Source organism: Bacillus sp. GMa5/1, from assembly GCF_050172015.1.
GTDB classification, from domain to species: domain Bacteria; phylum Bacillota; class Bacilli; order Bacillales; family Bacillaceae_G; genus Bacillus_A; species Bacillus_A cereus.
In genome coordinates, this window is sequence record NZ_JBNLYC010000018.1 from 1 (window position 1) to 19,166 (window position 19,166).

Consider the following 19,166-nt stretch of genomic DNA (forward strand, 5'->3'; position numbering starts at 1 on the left):
ATAGGTAAGACATACATTTTCTAAAAGAAATATTTGGTTCAAGGCATAAAAAAAACTATCCAAAAGGATAGTTTCTTACACTTCAATATTCCGCAATATCGAATAAATATCGTTATTCACTTTACCAAATGATTTAATGTTATTTTGAATGTTAGATAATAAAACAACATATACACTACCATTTTTACTAAATCCGTTTAAGCAATTCCATCCTGGCATTACACCGTGATTCGAATAGCTTCCTGGGTCTACGTACCATCCAAACCCGTAATCCTTTTTTCCACCCGTAAACATTTGATCGTAACTCTCTTTTGAAATTAATTTACCAGAGAATAGTGCTTCGTTAAATAAATATAAATCATGCGCACTTGTGTATATATCACCACAACCATATAGTTGTGACATGCTCGGAATATTAGGTGTTGTCATATTATTATTTACTATTTTATAACCCGTTGATGGGAATCTTGTTTGTTCTAACGCTGTGCCAAAACCAGAATGTTTCATACCCGCAATAGCAAAAATATGTTGCTTAATATATTCTTCGAGCGACTGTCCACTTACCTTCTCGGCAATGTATGCAAGTATAGAGTAGTTCGAGTCAGAATACTTCCATTTCTCTCCTGGACCACCAATACGCTTTTGATTTCCTATCCGCTTTATCAGTTCTTCATGAGAAATATCTTCTTTTCCCTGCTCATATTCGGGAATCCCTGATGTATGTGTTAATAGATGTTTTAGCTGAATACTATTACCTTGAGGAAAATTTGGAATATACTTTGCAACAGTATCTTCTACTTGTAATTTATTTTGATCTTTCAACTGCATAATAGCAGTTGCTACAAATGCCTTTGAAATAGAACCAATATAAAAAGTCGTCTCTGAATTATTCGGTACTTTCTGTTCTTTATTTGCCATACCGTACCCTTTATTCAAAAGAACTTTTCCATTCTTTACAATAACAGCTGTCCCGCTAAATCCTGCGTTTTGTAAATACTGGTCTAATTGAGCGTTTTCATTAATTTCTTGAGGTGGTCCCTCGGGAAGCTTCTCCACAGCTTGCGCTTGCTTCACTTGTTCTTCCTGCTCTTTTTGTTTTTGCTTCTGTACTTCTTGTTTCTTTTTTTCTTCTTTCTTTTTTAGCTCTTCTTGTTTCTTCATTTCTGCTGCCGCTTTTAAAGTTTCTTCTTTCTTATTATGCGCAACAATTTTTGTATACATAAAATATACAAGTGATAATAGTAAGACGAGAATGATTGTTCTTTTTATGTATACAATCGGCCGACGTACTTTCCCATTCGCATTATTTTTTTCCTGATCCATAATTGCTTTTTTCCCCTTACTCACCAATAATTTAATTCCTCTATTAAAGATTTATTTTAGTAGATTATGGATAATCCATTCTATATCATCCCTACTTTATCACGCACTGCACATATTACCAACCTATATGTACAAAAAAGAAAAAGAAAATTTACAAAAGTAAGATTCCCGTTAAATTATTAACAAAAAAAAGAGGATATCCTCTAAAAAATTGATTTTATCAATCTTTTTGGACATCCTCTTATCTCATTATTTATACGTGTTTTTTCATATCATCGGCAACAGATTCAACATTTGTACCTACGATAACTTGTACACTTGTATTACTTAATTTCATAACACCTTTTGCACCAGCACGTTTTAATGCTGCTTCATTTACTTGACCAGCATCTTTTACTTGTAAGCGTAGACGTGTTGCACAGTTATCAATAACTGTTAAGTTTTCTTTTCCGCCTAAAGCTGCTACGTAAGTTTCACCGATTGAACCTGCAACTGGTGCCTCACCATCTTCAACTAACTCATCGTCATCTTCACGACCAGGAGTTTTTAAATCGAACTTCTTAATTAAGAAGTAGAATACTATGAAATAAATTGCTGCGTAAATTAAACCGATACCTGCTAGTAAGACTGGTTTTGTTGCAATACCGAAGTTTAAAGCGTAATCGATTGCACCGGCACTAAATGAGAAACCATCATGAATGCCAAGCGATGTTGTAATGAATAAAGAAAGACCTGTTAATACAGCATGAATACCATATAATACTGGTGATAAGAACATGAATGAGAATTCAATAGGCTCTGTAATACCAGTTAAGAATGAAGTTAATGCTAGACCAGCTAACATACCAGTAACTGCTTTACGCTTTTCTGGTTTAGCAGCTGCAATCATTGCGAAACATGCTGCTGGTAAACCGAACATCATAACTGGGAAGAAACCAGTCATAAACATACCTGCTGTTTTGTCACCTGCAAGGAAACGAGCAATATCACCATTAACAACATTACCTGCTGCATTTGTAAAGTCCCCAAATACAAACCAGAAGTATGTGTTCATTACGTGGTGTAAACCAATTGGGATTAATAAACGGTTTAATAAACCAAATAATCCTGAACCAATTGCACCTAAATTAACAATTCCATGAGCTAATGCATCAATACCATTTTGAATTGTTGGCCAAATTTGTGCAAATAGAATTCCTAATATCAGCATCACGACTGATGTAACAATTGGAACGAAACGTTTTCCAGCAAAGAAACCTAACCATTCTGGAAGTTTAATCTTATGGAATTTATTATAAAGAAGTCCTGCTATAACACCAACAATAATACCACCTAAGACTTTCATATCTACTTTAGTCGATAATTCAGCAGCCTTAGATACTTGTGTCATTGTATCCGCAAGCTTAGATGGATCTACATTTGCGCTATTACCTATTAAATCTTGGACTTTACTTAATTTACCTTGTAATTCAGCAGTTGAATACCCTTTGCTAAGTGCATCAATACTATTTTTCATAACAAGATAACCAATTGCACCTGCAAGACCTGCTGCACCACTACCATCCACTGAAAGACCGATTGCAATACCAATTGCAAAAATAAGTGCTAAGTTATCAAAAACTGCTGCGCCGGCCTGTGCCATAACAGGAATATCAAATACATCTGGTTGCCCTAAACGAAGCAATAATCCTGCTGCTGGTAGTACTGCGATCGGAAGCATTAAAGCTTTACCAATACGTTGTAAAAACTGCAACATTTTAATTCCCCCTAATTAAATTTATGAAATCGTTATCATTATAAGTACGCTTTAGAAAACGCTTTCTATTACATAACCATAATAACATATAGTTGTATAGATGTGTAGTTTTTATTTCTGAACTTTTTATGGATAAATCTCCTATTTCCAAACTGTTATATAAAAGGAAAATTCTCCTTTTTAAAATACAGAATACTCGAAACGAAAGACCTATTATAGCACATTGAACTTTCGTTTTATCATTCCACTTTTTCATGTTATTATTTATTTCCGAGCATATCGGGAAAAGTAAACTTAGTTAATTCAAAATAGGAGCGTTGGTACTATGCAGTGCATTGAAACAAACAACTTACAACAGTTGTTAGAACAAGTAAAACCATATACGAAAAAAGGAAAACTTGCTACTTATATCCCCGAACTAGGAAATGCAAATCCAGACGATTTAGGGATTGCCATTTTCCATAAAGAAACAGAATATATCCATGCAGGCAACTCACAAACACTATTTACTCTTCAAAGTATTTCCAAAGTAATTACACTTGCCCTTGCCCTTTTAGACCGTGGTGAAGAATATGTATTTTCTAAAGTTGGAATGGAACCAACGGGTGACCCATTTAATTCTATTATTAAGTTAGAAACGACAAGTCCGTCCAAACCCCTTAATCCAATGATAAATGCAGGAGCTTTAGCTATTACAAGCATGTTAGCAGGAAAAGATAACGAGGAAAAAATGGAACGTATTCTTCATTTTGTACGTGAAATAACAGATAATCCTACTATTAATTATTCCTCTAAAGTTGCCGATTCAGAACTAGAGACCGCTTACCTAAACCGTTCACTTTGTTATTATATGAAACAAAACGGAATTATCGATTGTGATATTGAAGAACTTATGGATTTATATACTCGTCAATGCGCAGTTGAAGTAAACTGCATCGATTTAGCACGTATCGGCTTAATTTTTGCAATGGATGGATATGATCCATATAAGAAAAAACAAATTATCCCTAAGCATATTACAAAAATTTGCAAAACATTTATGGTCACATGTGGTATGTATAACGAATCTGGTGAATTTGCAATTCGTGTTGGTATTCCTGCAAAAAGTGGTGTAGCCGGTGGTATTTTTGGCTGCGTAAAAGGAGACATGGGAATCGGTATTTTCGGACCAGCTTTAGATGCAAACGGAAATAGTATTGCCGGTTTTAAAATCCTTGAACTTCTTTCTGCTCAAGAAGGTTGGAGCATTTTTTAATCGCGAGTTATCCTGCTATACTAGCAGGATTTTTTATTTCGCCAAAACCTCACTTTTGTCAGTTATCAATCCTCTTACAAAAACAGTGCTGAAAGTTTCTCTATATCATGCATATTTGTTCCCCCCTCCTGAATAATATAGTACAACCTAGCGCTATATGTGGAGGTGTGAAAGATGAAACTAATATTTCAAATGGGAAAACAACCTGTTCTTGAAAAAACAATCCTTCTTTTTATATTGAGTATTGTAGAAAGCTTGAAGTTAAAAGTTGTTTCACTCGACGAAGCTCACCGATACATATTCAATTTAGAAGTACTTGAATTATTAATGGATCGGAACATCGATGATCAAGTACTTGAACTTATTCATTTCGGGATGGGACTTGAAGACATTTATCATGTGCTTCCTGAAGAACTTGAGCATACGATTGAGGAATTAAAGTGGCTTTGCATTCAAGTATTAAGTGAGTACAGTATGCATGAAGAATCCGAACAATTAATTGAAGATATACGGTAAAAAAGCACCTATGTAGGTGCTTTTAATGTTTTTTTAAACTATTTTTATACGCCTCAATATTTACTGGTAGCTCTTCCTCTTCCAAAGTATGTTCATTTACATCTTTATGAATGAACGCACCTTTAGGTGGTTGATGATCATGCCCTTTTTTCTTATGATCAAATGCTTTCCCGCGTCCCATACAAATCCCCCTTTCTTAAAAGAAATCCGTATTAGTATGGAGAAAAGTACGTCGATATATGCAATCTCTTGCTGTATTTCCAAGGAAATACTCGAACCTTGTTTTCTACTCTCCTTACAACAACTGATCGATCCCAATAAGAATTAATAACACTCCTGCGATAACTGTCGCCCATTTCCCTAAGTATTCTGCTAAAAATCGTTTTCCTACATACGCAAAACCACTAATACAAATAAAACTAAACACCCCAGAAATAGTCGCTGTAAGCCAAAGATTTAAATTTGTTACCCCTGCATCAAATCCACCTGCAATATTATTAATAGACAACGCAACTCCTAAAACAATTGCTTCTGAGAAACTAATTGTTTTAGAACCATCAAAATCTGCTTTTTCCGGATCACGTAAAATTCCCATAAGTACATTATCATCTTTAGAACCTGCAGTATTTTTTTGGCCCAAGAAAGGCTGACATAAAATAAACACACCGATTATCCCTAAAACGATTGCTCCAATCAGATTTGCTGTAAACTCTGAAATAAATAACGCAATCCAGTTTCCAAAAAATCCAGCTAGTAAAGTAAATAAAAATCCAAAGAATGCAATGATAAAATTGTTAAACCACGAAATACGAATTTTACGAATGCCATATGCAATTCCAACACCTGCATTATCTAAATTAGAAGCGATCCCGATTAAAAAAATTGAAAATAAGCCTACCGTACTCATAAATAGTCACCCCTTTTTCTCACTTTTCAATGCATATTATGAAAATGTTGAGCAACTGTGCCTGTCTGTTTCATATACTTGTAATAAATGCTCAATATTTTTTCAACACTAAAAAAGGAGTGCCTACACTATGGCTAATGAAAACCCGAATGATCGGCTTGGCAAATTAATAAAAAAACTTTTAAAAGAACGCGCCTTATCTATGCGCCAACTAGGAATACTTACAAATATTGATCCTGCAACAGTCTCAAGAATTATTAATGGTAAACAACCACCAAAACAAAAACATCTACAAAAATTTGCAGAATGTCTTCAAGTTCCACCCCAATTGTTATTTGATGAAATGTACCCTGATTCTCCTCACATTAATAAAGAAAAAACAGATATGTACACATCTCTTGATACCATTCAGCAAACGCTGCAATCCTCTAACTTATTCGATTTCGATTACACTACAACTCGCGTAAAACAAGAACTCGAAAATTACGAACGCTATGCCCAGACAACAGAAGGCGAAAAACGTATTCATGACAGTTTCGCAAGCAAATTAGAGCAAATTGATAGTGCTGGTCCTTTTATTGAACAATTAACAGATATGTATCAACAATTTTGCAATGAAACCATTTCAAAAGAAGAACGTGCAGTTCTTGGAAGCGCATTACTGTATTTCATTTTATCGACAGATATTATTCCCGACTATCTCTTTCCAATTGGCTATTTAGATGATGCGATCGCCGTTGAATTAGCAAAAGAGAAATTACTTGAAATAAAACGAAAGACATAGCAAAATAAAGAACTATTTCAGTTGTTTATTTTCACCTCTGAAATAGTTCACTAAAAAACCGTACAAGTATACATACTCGTACGATTTTACTATACAAATCTATTTTTTCGTGTGGCACCATTCATATATAAATGCTGTTATTACTTTTGTAAATTCAATTAACTGTTCAATTTCAACTTTCTCATTTACAGAATGTGCTTCTTCTAATGTACCTGGTCCATATATAATCGCTGGAATATGAAACTCACTAAACCAACCGCCATCAGTTACCGTTGCAGACATATCTAAAATTGCATTTTTTGATAAAATAGACTCGTGTACTGAGCTAAGTTTTTTTACAGCTGCATGTTCCCTATCTACTTCTAATGAAGGGAAAATTTCACCACGATCTACAATCATTGATTCTCCGCCCCACTTAAATTGTGGCGGATTTTCACTTAACCATGGATCGGCAGCTGCTACCTTTCCAATATATTCTTCAATTTCTTTTATTATTTGTTCATGTGTTTCGTTCGGATAGAAGTGCACTGTTATCCATAACTGGCACTCATCCGCAATAAACGCCGCATGCCTTCCCCCCTCAATAACAGCTGGATTAATTGTTGTTGTTCCAGATGGATAGCCTTCATATGTTTTCATGACTGCCCAGTGACGCTCTAATTCTTGTAAGCTCTGCACAATTTTCATCATTTTTTCAATCGCACTCGCTCCAAATAAACGTCCTCCAGCATGGATCATTTGTCTGCGCGTTGCATCATGAAACGTTTGCGGACTTTTCACTGTAATCCATCCAGTAATGACACCACCTTGCCCTTGCATATGCAAATCACTCGTATCCACTACGACTGCAAAATCAGCATCGTAACCTCGCCTGCAGCATTGAAGTGTTCCTGCCTCTCCAACTTCTTCCCCTATTACTGATTGAAAGATTAAATCTCCAGGTAATTCAATACCAGCTTCTTGTAAAAGTTGAATGGCAAATAGCGCTCCAGCCAGCCCACCTTTCATATCTGCTGCGCCACGTCCAACTAACCAGCCATCTTTTATAAATGGATCAAATGGATCTGTTTCCCACGCCTCATCTGCTGACACTTCAGCTACATCCATATGCCCATTAATAATAAGACTTTTATATGAGTCACTTTTTATTCCTTTTTTTACCCCAACAACGTTCGGATCATTCGGATATACATCCCATTTATTAATACTAAAATTTCGTTTTCTTAAAAACTCTGCAACAAATTCTTGCGCTTCATTTGTATTTCTCGCTGGCGGTGCTGGTGTTTCAAAACGAATTAATATTTTTGTAAGTTCTAACAATTCCTCTTTCCTTGAATCTATTTGTTTTAACAACTGCGAAATTTCTCGATTCATCGCTAATTCCCCTTTGCATACATAGTATGTTTCCAGCTTTATTTTCACAAAAAAAGAGACTGTTTACAATTTTACAGTCTCCTAATTGATCACTATTATAAACTCTCTACTTCCGTTGTATTTGTCTTTTCAATATGCTCTACATTACTTCCCTTATTTCTTGTAGCACGATAAAACAGTAAACAAACAATCATAAATGGAATACCACAATACAATGCCATTCTTTGTTCTGGAATAAAGGCCATGCCAACGATTACTGTTACATTTAATACTAACGCAAGCAGTGGTACGAATGGATACAGCGGTGTTTTAAATTTCAGGTCTTTGACATCCCCGCCCTGCTTTATGTATGACCTTCTAGCTAATAAGTTAGATAGAGCAATAGATGCCCAAACTAGTATCGCTCCAAATCCAGCGATAGAAAGCAGCCATAAATAAACTGTATCTTCCGCATAAATACCTGATAATAATGAGAGACAACCTACAATTGTGCTTACAATCAATGCATAAATAGGAACACCGTTTTTAGATAACTTACCAAAAATCGGACTAATCATTCCTTGATTAGACATAGACCATAGCATACGAGAAGTTGCATATAATCCTGAATTCGCAACGGATAGAACTGCTGTAATAATAACGAAATTTATAATATCAGCTGCATAAGGAATACCAATTTTATCAAATACAACTACAAATGGACTTTCTATTACTCCTGCTTGCTGCCAAGGGAATAGTCCAGCAAGAATAAAAATAGATAGTACAAAGAAAACAAGTATACGCCAAACTGTATTGTTAATTGCCTTTGGGATTGTTTTTTCTGGATTTTCACTCTCACCTGCTGCAATACCGACTAGTTCTGTTCCTTGGAAAGAAAAATTAACTGCAATCATCGTAATTAAAATGGCTGATAATCCATTCGGAAACAGTCCCCCGTAATCAGTAAAGCTAGAGAACATCGGTGCTGGTTCATTTCCTTTCATATCTAGAAAACCAAACATTGCCGCCCCGCCTAAAATAATAAATGCAATGATTGTAATTACTTTAATACTTGCAAACCAAAATTCAACTTCTGCAAAACTTCTTGAAGATAATGCATTGATAGCAAAGAGAAGCACCGCAAACACTACACACCAAATCCATGACGGTACATCAGGAAACCAACGTTTCATCAAAATACTAACTGCAATCAGTTCAATACCTATCGTAGCAGACCAGTTTAACCACGACATCCATCCGACTACATAACCCGCTGCAGGGGAAATGTGCTTCGTTGCATACGTTTGATAAGATCCTGCGTCGGGCATCGCAACAGCTAACTCTCCAAGACAGAGCATCGTTAAATACATAACAAACCCTCCAACAAGATACGCTACAATTGCTCCCCCAGGCCCAGCTTCATGAATTGTATACCCAGATCCTAAAAAAAGACCGGTACCAATAACTCCTCCAAGTGCAATCATAAATATGTGCCTGCTTTTCAATTCACGTTTTAAACCTTGGTTTTGATCCATCATATAAATCCCCCCTTTTCCCTTTGGAAACCCATTTCATGTAAGCGTTTTTAAAATCATTCATAATAAAAATGATTATTGAAAAGAGCGAAATACATAGCACTTATTAATCACTACCTGTTATTAAAAGATCATCCCTCACTGTTATTAATAACTTTTTATCAGCAATGGCTTGTCCTTCTACTACTTCTAATGATTCGATATACCCACTGATTCCTACCTTAATTTCTACTTTCTGTTTATCTATTGTTTCAATTAACGCTAATTTCTCCCACTCGTATACGTATGAACTTTCCGCAACAAATAGCTTCTCTACTTTTCCATAACAAGGACTATACACACCTTCTATAACTGTCTTCACTTTATAAATTCCTCCCTCTTATTAATTGACACCAAAACGTTGTATATCCTGTAAAAATTCATATTCTCCCCTCTAGAGATTTCGAATATTATTTATGCAAAATACGTACCAAGTCTCTGATTCATATATTAAATGAGAGTTTCACACAAAAAAGTGTGCACAACCGCAAAATTTTTCTATCATTTGAAAAGTTTTAAGAGAAAAATAGCAAAAAAATTTTGCGATTTTATAAGAATTTTAATAAAATTATAAAAAGTCAGTCTTCATAGGGTGAAATGAGGAGAAGATAATCTATGCGTACAGAAGAAATTAATTTAAAACAGATCGTTGAAATGAATATGCTATATGAAACTTTACTCAATGAACTCGATATCGGGATTCATATTATTAATGAGGAAAGTAAAACGATTGTCTATAACCGCAAAATGATGGAAATTGAATCAATGGATCGCTTAGATGTATTATATAAAAGTCCTTTAGAAATATTTGCATTTGAAGAAAATAAAAATAGTACTCTTATAGAGGCATTAAAATTTGGAAAAACAAAGAAAAATATAAAACAAACGTATTTTAACAATAAAGGACAAGAAATTACAACGATTAACGATACTTTCCCTATAATAGAAAATGGAAAAATTAAAGGCGCTATTGAAATATCAAAAGAAATTAGTCACTTAAAGCAAACGATAAAAATGGGTCCTTCTCGAAAACAAAGCACCAAATTTACCTTTGATCACATAATTGGTGATTCTAAAGCCATTCAATCAATCATTACAGAAGGAAAAAGAGTAATTCGTACATCTTCCTCCATACTTCTAGTAGGAGAAACAGGCACTGGTAAAGAACTATTTGCACAAAGCATCCATAATGAAAGTCAGCGTTCAACAAAACCCTTTATTTCACAAAACTGTGCCGCTATACCTGATACCTTAATGGAAAGCCTACTATTTGGCACAAATCGAGGTGCCTTTACAGGAGCAATAGATAAATCAGGCTTATTCGAAGAAGCGAACGGAGGAACTTTGTTATTAGATGAGATTAATTCATTAAGTCCAGCACTTCAAGCGAAGTTACTGCGAGCTATACAAGAAAAAACAATAAGAAGAATCGGAGGCACACAAGAAAAAGAAATTGACGTTCGTATTATAGCAACTATTAATGAAGATCCTCTTGAAGCTATTACACACAATCGATTACGAGAAGACTTATATTATCGATTAAGCGTCGTTACTTTATGTCTTCCGCCTTTACGTGAACGAAAAGAAGATATTCCGGCTCTTGTTCAGCACTTTATCGAAAAATACAATATTCAATTCGGACTTAGTGTAACAGATGTAGATGTGCATGTAAGAGAGTTTTTATATGCATATGATTGGCCTGGAAACGTAAGAGAATTGGAACATATCATTGAAGGTTCAATGAATTTAGTTGAAGATGAAAACATCATTACAGCGTTTCATCTTCCCACTCGCTTTCGCGAACGAATAAAAAAAGAATTCAATATGCAACCTTTCTTAACTAATAACGATACTGATACGCCTAAAACGTTAAAGCACACAATAGAAGAAATGGAAAAAAACTACATCAATCAAATTCTAAAAGAGTATCACGGGAATATCTCACAAGCTGCAAAATTTTTAGGATTAAGTAGACAAAACTTACAATATCGAATTAAAAAACTGCATTTACACATATGAAATGAAACTTGGATGAGTGGATTGCTAGCCCTAATCAATTCGACTTTTATTGCTTGTTAATGCAGCATAAATCTGCTTTAACATACAAATAAACACTTGGTAAAATATGCTACAATAAACATATAACATACTAGAAAGGAGCGATATATATGAGTAATGATAACAAATTAAAGTTATTACAATACTTAGCCTTCTTCCCTACCATTGTATGTATGATGTTACTAATTGATATAAACGCCTATCCTTATGCAAAGCTATTAGGAACAATTAGCGGCTCCTTTGCAGCTATTATGCTTGCTGCTTTTTGGAATTTGAAGCTACGTATAAAAAACGAGAAATCTTCGTAATACTAAAAAAATCGAGCTACTTAGCCCGATTTTTTTATTTGCCATTAAAACTCAACATTCTCTAAATACAACCCACTTGCCTCAGCAAGACAATTAATTTGATTGCGCTGCTTTTCCTCTAAAATGTTTGGAATTGCTTCAGCGTCTAATTGTCCTAATCCAACTTCAATTAATGCCCCGACAATTTTTCTTACCATATTATGAAGGAAGCCGTTACCACTTACTCTAATTTGTACAAACCCTGCCTCTTCCATCACATCAAGTGTATATACTTCTCGAACCATAGATTTTTTCTTTGATTTCGCATTTGAAAAAGCAGTAAAGTCATGTGAACCAACTAAATGTTTCGCAGCTGCTTTCATGCTTTTCACATTTAATTTTTTATTCACATGCATGCTGTATTTACGCATAAATGGATTTGTATGCTCTTCATTCCAAATTTTATACAGATATGTTTTTGCTTTAGAATTGTAACGAGCATGGAAACGATCATGTACTTCTTCCACATTCGTAATGCTAATATCATTAGGTAAATATTGATTTAAATATTTTTTCACTTTATGTTCCACTAACTTCTCATCACTTTGAAAGTTAGCAACTTGATTCAAAGCATGTACACCAGCGTCTGTTCTACTACAACCGATAATTTCAATTTCTTTTCCGACCATTTCAGATATGACACTTTCGATTTTTCCTTGAATTGTATTATCGTTATTACCGAGACGTTGCCATCCTTTAAAACGTGCGCCATCGTACTGAATTGTTAATTTATAATTATGCATAATATTCTCCTTCATAGAAAATATTCCCTCATACCATGAGGGAATATTAATAAACTTTACTTTCTAACAAGCTTCACTACATTTTCTACGTGAGCTGTATGCGGGAACATATCAACTGGTTGCACATACTCCACTTCATAGCTCTTCATTAATGCTTGTACATCACGTGCTAATGAAGAAGGATTACAAGACACGTACACAACTTGTTTCGGCTTCACTTTTAAAATTGTTTCCAGTAATTTATCATCGCAACCTGTACGTGGTGGGTCGACAACAATTACATCTGGACGCCATCCTTCTTTTACCCATTTCGGTAACCATTGTTCAGCTTTACCTGCTTCATATTTCGTATTTGTAAATCCGTGACGCTTTGCATTTTTTCTTGCATCTGCAATCGCTTCTGGAATTACATCCATACCACGTACTTCCGCTGCATCATTTGCAAGCCAAAGACCGATTGTACCAACGCCACAATACGCATCTACAATTTTCTCATCGCCTGTTAACGCAGCGGCTTTTTTTGCTTCATTATATAAAACAACGGTTTGCTCTGGATTCAACTGGAAGAACGCACGTGCTGATAATTCAAATGATAAATCACCAAGTGTTTCTTGAATTACTTCTTTTCCAGCTAATTTAAATGTTTTGTCGCCAAAAATAACAGATGTTTTACGCCAGTTTACATTTTGCATAATTGATTTAACCGCTGGCATCTGTTTTTGTACTTCTGCAATAAATTGTTCTTTATTTGGTAATTCTTCTTTTGTTGTAATAAGTGTAACTTGTACTTCACCTGTTTGAACTGCAGTACGTGTTACAATTGTGCGTACTAAACCTTTTTGTTTTTTCTCATTGTAAATAGAAACATTTAATTTTTCTAAAATACGTCTTACAACTTTTGTCGCTTCATTCGTTGCTTTATGTTGAATCATACAGTGAGCGATATCAATTAACTGATGTGAGTTTTGTTTATATAGCCCTGTAATAACCTTTTCGTCTTTACGCCCCACTTGTAATTGACTCTTATTACGATAATGCCATGGATTTTCCATGCCAAGCGTTGGACGAATTTTCTCTTCCATACTATTTTTCATGTACTTCTCAAATGCTTGTACAACGATATCACGCTTTTGATTCAATTGTTCTTTATAATCTAAATGTTGCAGCTGACAACCGCCACACTCCTCATATACTGGACACGGTGCTTTCACACGATGCGGTGAAGCTTTACGAACTTTTTTCACTTTCGCTTCAGCGAAGCCACGTTGAATTTTCGTTGTTTCTGCAACAACTTCTTCTCCTGGTAATGCCCCTGGAATGAAAACAACTTGTCTCTTAAAATAACCAACGCCTTCTCCGTTAATCCCAAGACGTTTAATTGTCACAGGAAACGTTTGACCAACTTCCAACTTACTCTCATGTTGCTTTTGTATCATTATTACACCTCTACTCTATACTTTTCCATAAATATAACGCTGCATAACTGCAGTATGGTTCACACTCTTGTTTCAATTTTTCTAAAAATGCATCATCAGGTTTATCATCTAATTGAAATATACCTTGCACTGCACGCTGAATCCCAATGTCCGCTTTCGGGAACATATTTTTCCGTCCAAGCCCAAACATTAAAAAGTTTTGCACTGTCCATGCACCAATTCCCCTAATTGGCAACAATTGTGCTGAAATGTCTTCTTCCGTCCCATTTTCTATACTCGCTAAATTTAATGTACCACTGACAATACTTCGACCTAATCCTACTATATATTCAGCCTTTCGCTGACTAAACTTCTGCTCTCTCAATTCTTCTATTGAAATATTTGCTACTATTTCCGGAGTGGGGAAAAAGAATACACCGTTCTTCTCTGTTCCATACCGTTTCACAAATTGTTCTGTTAACACAGTAGCAAATTTCAAATTTATTTGTTGGTGAATGATACAGCGAAGCAGACAAGCAAAATAATCAAATTCTAAAATAATTGGAGTATAAGCATATGTTTCAAATAGTGGACGTAATGATGTGTTTAAAAAATGATTTTGTATATCTTGAAACGGTTCATTCCAATGAAAAATGGCTCTCATTCGTTTCATGACTTTCTCTGGATCTCCTGTCTGACTAGAAATCCAAAACTGTGGATTTTGAACAGTACCAATCCCTTGTAAGCGAACAACAACCTGTTCCTCGTCGATACAAAGCGGGATATAAATAACTTTCTCATCTAATTGAATGACGTTAAGGGGATCAAAAAATAAACGTTTTAATACTTCTTCAAAATGATACGGATACTCTAACGTAACATGCTCGCTCCACATACGTTTCCCCATCCTTTTTACACATCATTATAGCATGAGAAAACCGTAAGCATACATGCTTACGGTTGATTGCCTTTTACTAAGTCATCTAGACTTTTAAAATGATACCCTTTCTCGCGCAAATCATCAATGATTTTTGCAAGTGCTTCTGCATTATCTTTTGATATTGCATGAAGTAATAAAATAGATCCTGGATGAATCATCGTCATAACATTATTATGCGCATATTGCCATCCTCTTTGCTGATCCACTTTCCAATCCAAAAATGCAAGTGACCAAAATACATTATAATAGCCCATTTCTTTCGTAAGAGCTAACGTTCTTTCACTAAATACACCGCGCGGAGGACGTACATATTTCACTTCTTTTTGCCCAGTTACTTTTTTAATTTCTTCCGTTACACTCGTTAATTCTTCACGAAGTTTCTCATCATTTACCGCTGTAAAATCAGGATGACTCCAAGAATGGTTTCCAATAATGTGTCCTTCATCCTTCATTCTTAACAATAAATCTTTTTGTGTTTTAATGTAATGTCCCGTTACAAAGAAAGTTGCTGGTACTTTTTTCTCTTTTAATACATCTAATATTTTCCCTGTGTATCCATTCTCATATCCATTATCAAATGTCAAATAAATATCTTTTTTCTTCGTATCTCCTAAATAAAACCCGCCATTTTTTTGTAGTAAATCTGTATATAACTTTCCTGCATCTGGTACTGTTTCATTTTTAGGACGCGGGATTCCCCAGTTATGTGGAGTATTTGTATAAGCCAGTGCTGAAACTGGAACAAGTGCCATCATAATTGAAAAAATGAGACCGATATATAACCATTTATATTTCATAAATAGTCTCCTTTCCATATATAATCGTACTTGTAGTTTCTGTTGCAACGCATTCTTTCATGCTGAACATGTTTTTCTATATATACCAAAAAAATGCATCTCGAATCATTCGAGATGCATTTTTTATTTACTTAAATACTGGCTCTTTAAAGCTAGCTAATTTTTCAAGTGATGTTTTATCAACATCTGCATGTAAGCTATTACCATGAGAGTCCATCGTTACAACTGCTTTAAACCCGTCGATACGTAAATGCCACATTGCTTCTGGAATACCAAATTGTAAGAAATCAACATCTTTCACTTCTTTAATACATTCAGCATAATATTGCGCTGCACCACCGATTGCGTTTAAATATACACCGCCATGTTCTTCTAAAGCCGCTAATGTTTTCGCACCCATACCGCCTTTTCCAATGACAGCGCGAATACCGAATTTCTTCATAATATCGCCTTGGTACGGTTCTTCACGAATACTTGTCGTTGGACCTGCCGCTTTAATTTGCCAATTGTCATTGTCATCTTTCACAACAACTGGACCACAGTGGTAAATAATTTGTCCATTTAAATCTACTGGACAATCATTATCCATTAAATGCTTATGGATTGCGTCACGACCTGTATACATCATGCCATTAATTGTTACAACATCACCAACGCGAAGTTCACGAATTTGCTCTTCTGTAATTGGTGCTTCTAATACAATCTCACGTTGCTCTGTTTTTTCTTGTACTTCATGCTGAAGTGTATCTTCCCCTTCTTGATATAGCCAATCCATAATGTCTCCTGTTTCAGGATGGATTTTCACACCAAGGCGACGATATGCCCAGCAATTATACGCAACAGATACATAGAAACTAGCTGGCAAACGATTATAGACGCCAATTTTACAACCAAGTAAAGTTGTTTCTCCGCCAAATCCCATCGTACCAATGCCAAGCTTGTTCGCATTTTCTAATACGTACTCTTCAAGATGTTGTAACTCTGGTACTGGATTGACATCATCTAATGTACGGAATAATTGATTTTTTGCTAATTCATAACCTGATGTGCGGTCTCCCCCGATACCAACACCAATTACACCAGCGCTACATCCTTGCCCTTGTGCTTGATATACTGCATGAAGAAGGCATTTACGAATCCCTTCTAAATCACGGCCAGCTCGTCCAAGTCCTTCTAGTTCACACGGTAAGCTATATTGAATATTTTTATTCTCACAGCCACCACCTTTTAGGATTAAACGTGCATCAATATAATCTTTTTCCCATTGTTCAAACTTAATCACCGGCGTACCTGGTCCTAAATTATTTCCACTATTATCTCCAAAAAGAGAATCAACAGAATTGGGACGAAGTTTACCATCTTTTGTCGCCCGCTCAAGCGCATTATAGATAGCTTCCTTCAACTTTAATTGATTCACACCAACTGGTGTATAAATTTTAAACGTTGGCATCCCTGTATCTTGGCAAATCGGCGAAATGTTATCATCAGCCATTTTAATATTATTTGTAATTGTGCCAAGTGCCATCGCAGAACGAGTCCCTGCATTTTCTCGCTCTTTCGCTTGTTGAATCGCACGACGAACATCTTTCGGTAAGTTCGTTGACGTTTCAACAATTAGTTGATACATGCTTTCTTGAAGCTTTTCCATTGTTACTTCCCCCTCAATTGTGAACGCTACCAAAACGTTATGAGCTGAAAATTCAATTGTTATGCTCTTTAGCTATTTATTTCACGCTATTAGAGCATAAATGAAATTTTTCACAACTTGATTATACCTCTTTTTCTATCGTCCTTCTATTACCCGAACAGAAAAAGGCTACCAAATTGGAATTGGTAGCCTTTTTAATATATTATTCGTCTTTTTTAAATTGCTCACATTTTAATTCTAATTCATCTAACATTGCAAGAAGACGATCTACATCTTCTAATTCTACTTCTTCGGGTTCAATTGTATCAATTACTTCAATGAACATATTTAAACGTTCTTTTAAATATACTAATTGTGTATCTTTATCTTGAATTGCTTTTCCCATGAAGGCACTCTCCTTTTAATTCGAGTTGCTTTTATTATACCGCAAAAACGATTGCTATGGGCATGAAATTTCATCAATTTTGTCACAGTCATCCACTATAATGTAAGCCCTCTCTCTTTTCATGCTAAAAAGTTTCACTTTATAAAAAGCACATATTCTTCTATTATAGAGAATGGACAAATTGTTATTTCAATAGTCAAAGGAGTATTTCATATGACGATATCACAAAAAATGAAGCCGATTACTCCTTCTTACGATCCATGGGAAGCGTATATGGACCTTGAAGAGTACGGCAAACTACTATTAACAAATGTTGAATTTACAACGACGACGTTATGCAATATGCGCTGTGAGCATTGCGCTGTTGGTTACACGTTACAGCCGAAAGACCCAAATCCGCTTCCGATGGATCTTTTATTAAAACGATTAGATGAGATTCCTCATTTACGTTCTTTAAGTATTACTGGCGGAGAACCTATGCTTTCAAAAAAATCCGTCGACAACTATGTAACACCACTCTTAAAATATGCCCATGAACGAGGCGTTCGCACTCAAATCAACTCTAACTTAACTATAGATTTAGCACGTTACGAACAGATTATTCCTTATTTAGACGTATTGCATATCTCTCATAACTGGGGAACAATTGATGACTTCGTTGAAGGCGGATTTGCAATGATGGAGCGTAAGCCTACTTACGAACAACGTGCAAAATTATTCGAAAGAATGATTACAAATAGTAAGGCTCTATCAGATGCAGGTGTACTTGTATCTGCCGAAACAATGTTAAACAAAAGAACTCTACCACATATTGAACATATTCACCGCCAAATCGTCGAAGAGATGGGCTGTAAACGTCATGAAGTTCATCCAATGTATCCAAGTGACTTCGCGAGTAATCTAGAGATTTTAACAAAAGCTGAAATTCGTGATGCGATTGAGCATTTACTAGAAATTCGCGATGAAAATGTATGGATGTTATTTGGAACTTTACCTTTCTATGCTTGTAGCGATGACGAGCGAGACATTGCCACATTTAAAAAGTTACAAGAGAGCAAAAATGTAACTGTTCGTAACGATCCAGATGGTCGTTCACGCTTAAATGTAAATATTTTTGATGGCAATATTATCGTTACTGATTTTGGTGATGTTCCACTTCTAGGAAACATACAAACAAACACATTACAAGAAGCGTATGAAAAATGGAGCGCTTCAAAAACAGCAAAATCATTAAGCTGTCACTGTCCTGCAGTAAAATGTCTTGGACCAAATGTTCTTGTAAAAAACAGCTACTATCCGACAGAAGATTTCTTATCAAAAACAGCAAACATTACATTATAAAAAAACGTCAGCTTATAAGCTGAC

General features: G+C 35.3%; 19 protein-coding genes and 1 pseudogene. 6 read left to right on the forward strand and 14 right to left on the reverse strand.

The window, feature by feature from the left end; all coding sequences use genetic code 11:
- Window positions 1-75: 75 nt before the first annotated feature.
- The 3 genes and pseudogenes from ACQGSG_RS07055 to ACQGSG_RS07065 form a co-directional block, all read right to left on the reverse strand.
- Complete coding sequence (locus ACQGSG_RS07055; protein WP_000371841.1) at window positions 76-1,323, reverse strand: serine hydrolase domain-containing protein; 1,248 nt, start codon at window positions 1,321-1,323, stop codon at window positions 76-78.
- A 253-nt stretch (window positions 1,324-1,576) separates the two neighbouring features.
- Window positions 1,577-3,079: an N-acetylglucosamine-specific PTS transporter subunit IIBC gene (gene nagE, locus ACQGSG_RS07060; protein ID WP_000938903.1), complete on the reverse strand. Its 1,503-nt coding sequence runs from the start codon at window positions 3,077-3,079 to the stop codon at window positions 1,577-1,579.
- Between the two features lie 141 nt (window positions 3,080-3,220).
- Window positions 3,221-3,335, reverse strand: a pseudogene (locus ACQGSG_RS07065) (transcriptional regulator).
- A gap of 69 nt (window positions 3,336-3,404) precedes the next feature.
- Between ACQGSG_RS07065 and glsA the strand changes: the two are divergent.
- Window positions 3,405-4,334, forward strand: a complete 930-nt coding sequence (gene glsA / locus ACQGSG_RS07070) for a glutaminase A (RefSeq protein ID WP_001149850.1) — start codon at window positions 3,405-3,407, stop codon at window positions 4,332-4,334.
- Window positions 4,335-4,508: 174 nt separating this feature from the next.
- Window positions 4,509-4,850 (forward strand): DUF3969 family protein, encoded by a 342-nt coding sequence (locus ACQGSG_RS07075; RefSeq protein WP_000766604.1) that lies wholly within the window; start codon window positions 4,509-4,511, stop codon window positions 4,848-4,850.
- 22 nt (window positions 4,851-4,872) lie between these two features.
- On the opposite strand, the gene ACQGSG_RS07080 is transcribed toward ACQGSG_RS07075, so the two are convergent.
- Together ACQGSG_RS07080 and ytaF are read right to left on the reverse strand one after the other, a co-directional pair.
- Window positions 4,873-5,031, reverse strand: a complete 159-nt coding sequence (locus ACQGSG_RS07080) for a hypothetical protein (protein WP_000532409.1) — start codon at window positions 5,029-5,031, stop codon at window positions 4,873-4,875.
- A 114-nt stretch (window positions 5,032-5,145) separates the two neighbouring features.
- Window positions 5,146-5,757 (reverse strand): sporulation membrane protein YtaF, encoded by a 612-nt coding sequence (gene ytaF, locus ACQGSG_RS07085; RefSeq protein ID WP_000108728.1) that lies wholly within the window; start codon window positions 5,755-5,757, stop codon window positions 5,146-5,148.
- 130 nt (window positions 5,758-5,887) lie between these two features.
- Here ytaF and ACQGSG_RS07090 point away from each other — a divergent pair, with 130 nt between their 5' ends.
- Window positions 5,888-6,541, forward strand: coding sequence for a DUF1232 domain-containing protein (locus ACQGSG_RS07090; RefSeq protein WP_001262772.1), 654 nt, complete (start codon window positions 5,888-5,890; stop codon window positions 6,539-6,541).
- A gap of 99 nt (window positions 6,542-6,640) precedes the next feature.
- Here the strand turns inward: ACQGSG_RS07090 and ACQGSG_RS07095 are convergent, their stop codons facing one another.
- The 3 genes from ACQGSG_RS07095 to ACQGSG_RS07105 form a co-directional block, all read right to left on the reverse strand.
- The gene (locus ACQGSG_RS07095; RefSeq protein ID WP_193533413.1) at window positions 6,641-7,915 is read right to left on the reverse strand and encodes an acetylornithine deacetylase; all 1,275 of its coding nucleotides are present in this window, start codon (window positions 7,913-7,915) and stop codon (window positions 6,641-6,643) included.
- A 95-nt stretch (window positions 7,916-8,010) separates the two neighbouring features.
- Window positions 8,011-9,432, reverse strand: coding sequence for an amino acid permease (locus ACQGSG_RS07100; protein WP_000969250.1), 1,422 nt, complete (start codon window positions 9,430-9,432; stop codon window positions 8,011-8,013).
- A 103-nt stretch (window positions 9,433-9,535) separates the two neighbouring features.
- Window positions 9,536-9,790 (reverse strand): biotin/lipoyl-containing protein, encoded by a 255-nt coding sequence (locus ACQGSG_RS07105; RefSeq protein WP_000859483.1) that lies wholly within the window; start codon window positions 9,788-9,790, stop codon window positions 9,536-9,538.
- Window positions 9,791-10,083: 293 nt separating this feature from the next.
- On the opposite strand from ACQGSG_RS07105, the gene ACQGSG_RS07110 reads away from it, so the two are divergent.
- Complete coding sequence (locus ACQGSG_RS07110) at window positions 10,084-11,487, forward strand: sigma 54-interacting transcriptional regulator (protein ID WP_325842815.1); 1,404 nt, start codon at window positions 10,084-10,086, stop codon at window positions 11,485-11,487.
- A gap of 149 nt (window positions 11,488-11,636) precedes the next feature.
- Complete coding sequence (locus ACQGSG_RS07115; RefSeq protein WP_325842814.1) at window positions 11,637-11,834, forward strand: hypothetical protein; 198 nt, start codon at window positions 11,637-11,639, stop codon at window positions 11,832-11,834.
- A 44-nt stretch (window positions 11,835-11,878) separates the two neighbouring features.
- Here ACQGSG_RS07115 and truA read toward each other — a convergent pair whose 3' ends face one another.
- The 6 genes from truA to ACQGSG_RS07145 form a co-directional block, all read right to left on the reverse strand.
- Window positions 11,879-12,616: a tRNA pseudouridine(38-40) synthase TruA gene (truA, locus tag ACQGSG_RS07120; protein ID WP_000553118.1), complete on the reverse strand. Its 738-nt coding sequence runs from the start codon at window positions 12,614-12,616 to the stop codon at window positions 11,879-11,881.
- A 56-nt stretch (window positions 12,617-12,672) separates the two neighbouring features.
- Window positions 12,673-14,052, reverse strand: a complete 1,380-nt coding sequence (rlmD, locus tag ACQGSG_RS07125) for a 23S rRNA (uracil(1939)-C(5))-methyltransferase RlmD (RefSeq protein WP_000615200.1) — start codon at window positions 14,050-14,052, stop codon at window positions 12,673-12,675.
- Between the two features lie 10 nt (window positions 14,053-14,062).
- On the reverse strand, window positions 14,063-14,926 hold the full coding sequence (locus ACQGSG_RS07130) for a DNA-3-methyladenine glycosylase (protein ID WP_325842813.1): 864 nt from the start codon (window positions 14,924-14,926) through the stop codon (window positions 14,063-14,065).
- 59 nt (window positions 14,927-14,985) lie between these two features.
- A complete protein-coding gene (gene pdaA, locus ACQGSG_RS07135; protein WP_000875956.1) occupies window positions 14,986-15,768 on the reverse strand; it encodes a delta-lactam-biosynthetic de-N-acetylase in 783 nt (260 codons plus the stop codon).
- A gap of 127 nt (window positions 15,769-15,895) precedes the next feature.
- Window positions 15,896-17,416 (reverse strand): class I fumarate hydratase, encoded by a 1,521-nt coding sequence (gene fumA / locus ACQGSG_RS07140; RefSeq protein WP_000413520.1) that lies wholly within the window; start codon window positions 17,414-17,416, stop codon window positions 15,896-15,898.
- Between the two features lie 202 nt (window positions 17,417-17,618).
- A complete protein-coding gene (locus ACQGSG_RS07145; RefSeq protein WP_000513558.1) occupies window positions 17,619-17,801 on the reverse strand; it encodes an SE1561 family protein in 183 nt (60 codons plus the stop codon).
- Window positions 17,802-18,014: 213 nt separating this feature from the next.
- On the opposite strand from ACQGSG_RS07145, the gene yfkAB reads away from it, so the two are divergent.
- Window positions 18,015-19,142, forward strand: coding sequence for a radical SAM/CxCxxxxC motif protein YfkAB (yfkAB, locus tag ACQGSG_RS07150; protein ID WP_000156023.1), 1,128 nt, complete (start codon window positions 18,015-18,017; stop codon window positions 19,140-19,142).
- The last annotated feature ends 24 nt before the right edge of the window (window positions 19,143-19,166 follow it).

Coding starts and splice junctions, on each gene's coding strand:
- ACQGSG_RS07055 (WP_000371841.1), bottom strand. CDS start 1,323: ATGGATCAGGAAAAAAATAATGCGAATGGGAAAGTACGTCGGCCGATT.
- ACQGSG_RS07130 (WP_325842813.1), bottom strand. CDS start 14,926: ATGTGGAGCGAGCATGTTACGTTAGAGTATCCGTATCATTTTGAAGAA.
- pdaA (WP_000875956.1), bottom strand. CDS start 15,768: ATGAAATATAAATGGTTATATATCGGTCTCATTTTTTCAATTATGATG.
- rlmD (WP_000615200.1), bottom strand. CDS start 14,052: ATGATACAAAAGCAACATGAGAGTAAGTTGGAAGTTGGTCAAACGTTT.
- truA (WP_000553118.1), bottom strand. CDS start 12,616: ATGCATAATTATAAATTAACAATTCAGTACGATGGCGCACGTTTTAAA.
- ACQGSG_RS07090 (WP_001262772.1), top strand. CDS start 5,888: ATGGCTAATGAAAACCCGAATGATCGGCTTGGCAAATTAATAAAAAAA.
- glsA (WP_001149850.1), top strand. CDS start 3,405: ATGCAGTGCATTGAAACAAACAACTTACAACAGTTGTTAGAACAAGTA.
- ACQGSG_RS07075 (WP_000766604.1), top strand. CDS start 4,509: ATGAAACTAATATTTCAAATGGGAAAACAACCTGTTCTTGAAAAAACA.
- nagE (WP_000938903.1), bottom strand. CDS start 3,079: ATGTTGCAGTTTTTACAACGTATTGGTAAAGCTTTAATGCTTCCGATC.
- yfkAB (WP_000156023.1), top strand. CDS start 18,015: ATGACGATATCACAAAAAATGAAGCCGATTACTCCTTCTTACGATCCA.
- ytaF (WP_000108728.1), bottom strand. CDS start 5,757: ATGAGTACGGTAGGCTTATTTTCAATTTTTTTAATCGGGATCGCTTCT.
- ACQGSG_RS07110 (WP_325842815.1), top strand. CDS start 10,084: ATGCGTACAGAAGAAATTAATTTAAAACAGATCGTTGAAATGAATATG.
- fumA (WP_000413520.1), bottom strand. CDS start 17,416: ATGGAAAAGCTTCAAGAAAGCATGTATCAACTAATTGTTGAAACGTCA.
- ACQGSG_RS07100 (WP_000969250.1), bottom strand. CDS start 9,432: ATGATGGATCAAAACCAAGGTTTAAAACGTGAATTGAAAAGCAGGCAC.
- ACQGSG_RS07080 (WP_000532409.1), bottom strand. CDS start 5,031: ATGGGACGCGGGAAAGCATTTGATCATAAGAAAAAAGGGCATGATCAT.
- ACQGSG_RS07115 (WP_325842814.1), top strand. CDS start 11,637: ATGAGTAATGATAACAAATTAAAGTTATTACAATACTTAGCCTTCTTC.
- ACQGSG_RS07095 (WP_193533413.1), bottom strand. CDS start 7,915: ATGAATCGAGAAATTTCGCAGTTGTTAAAACAAATAGATTCAAGGAAA.
- ACQGSG_RS07145 (WP_000513558.1), bottom strand. CDS start 17,801: ATGGGAAAAGCAATTCAAGATAAAGATACACAATTAGTATATTTAAAA.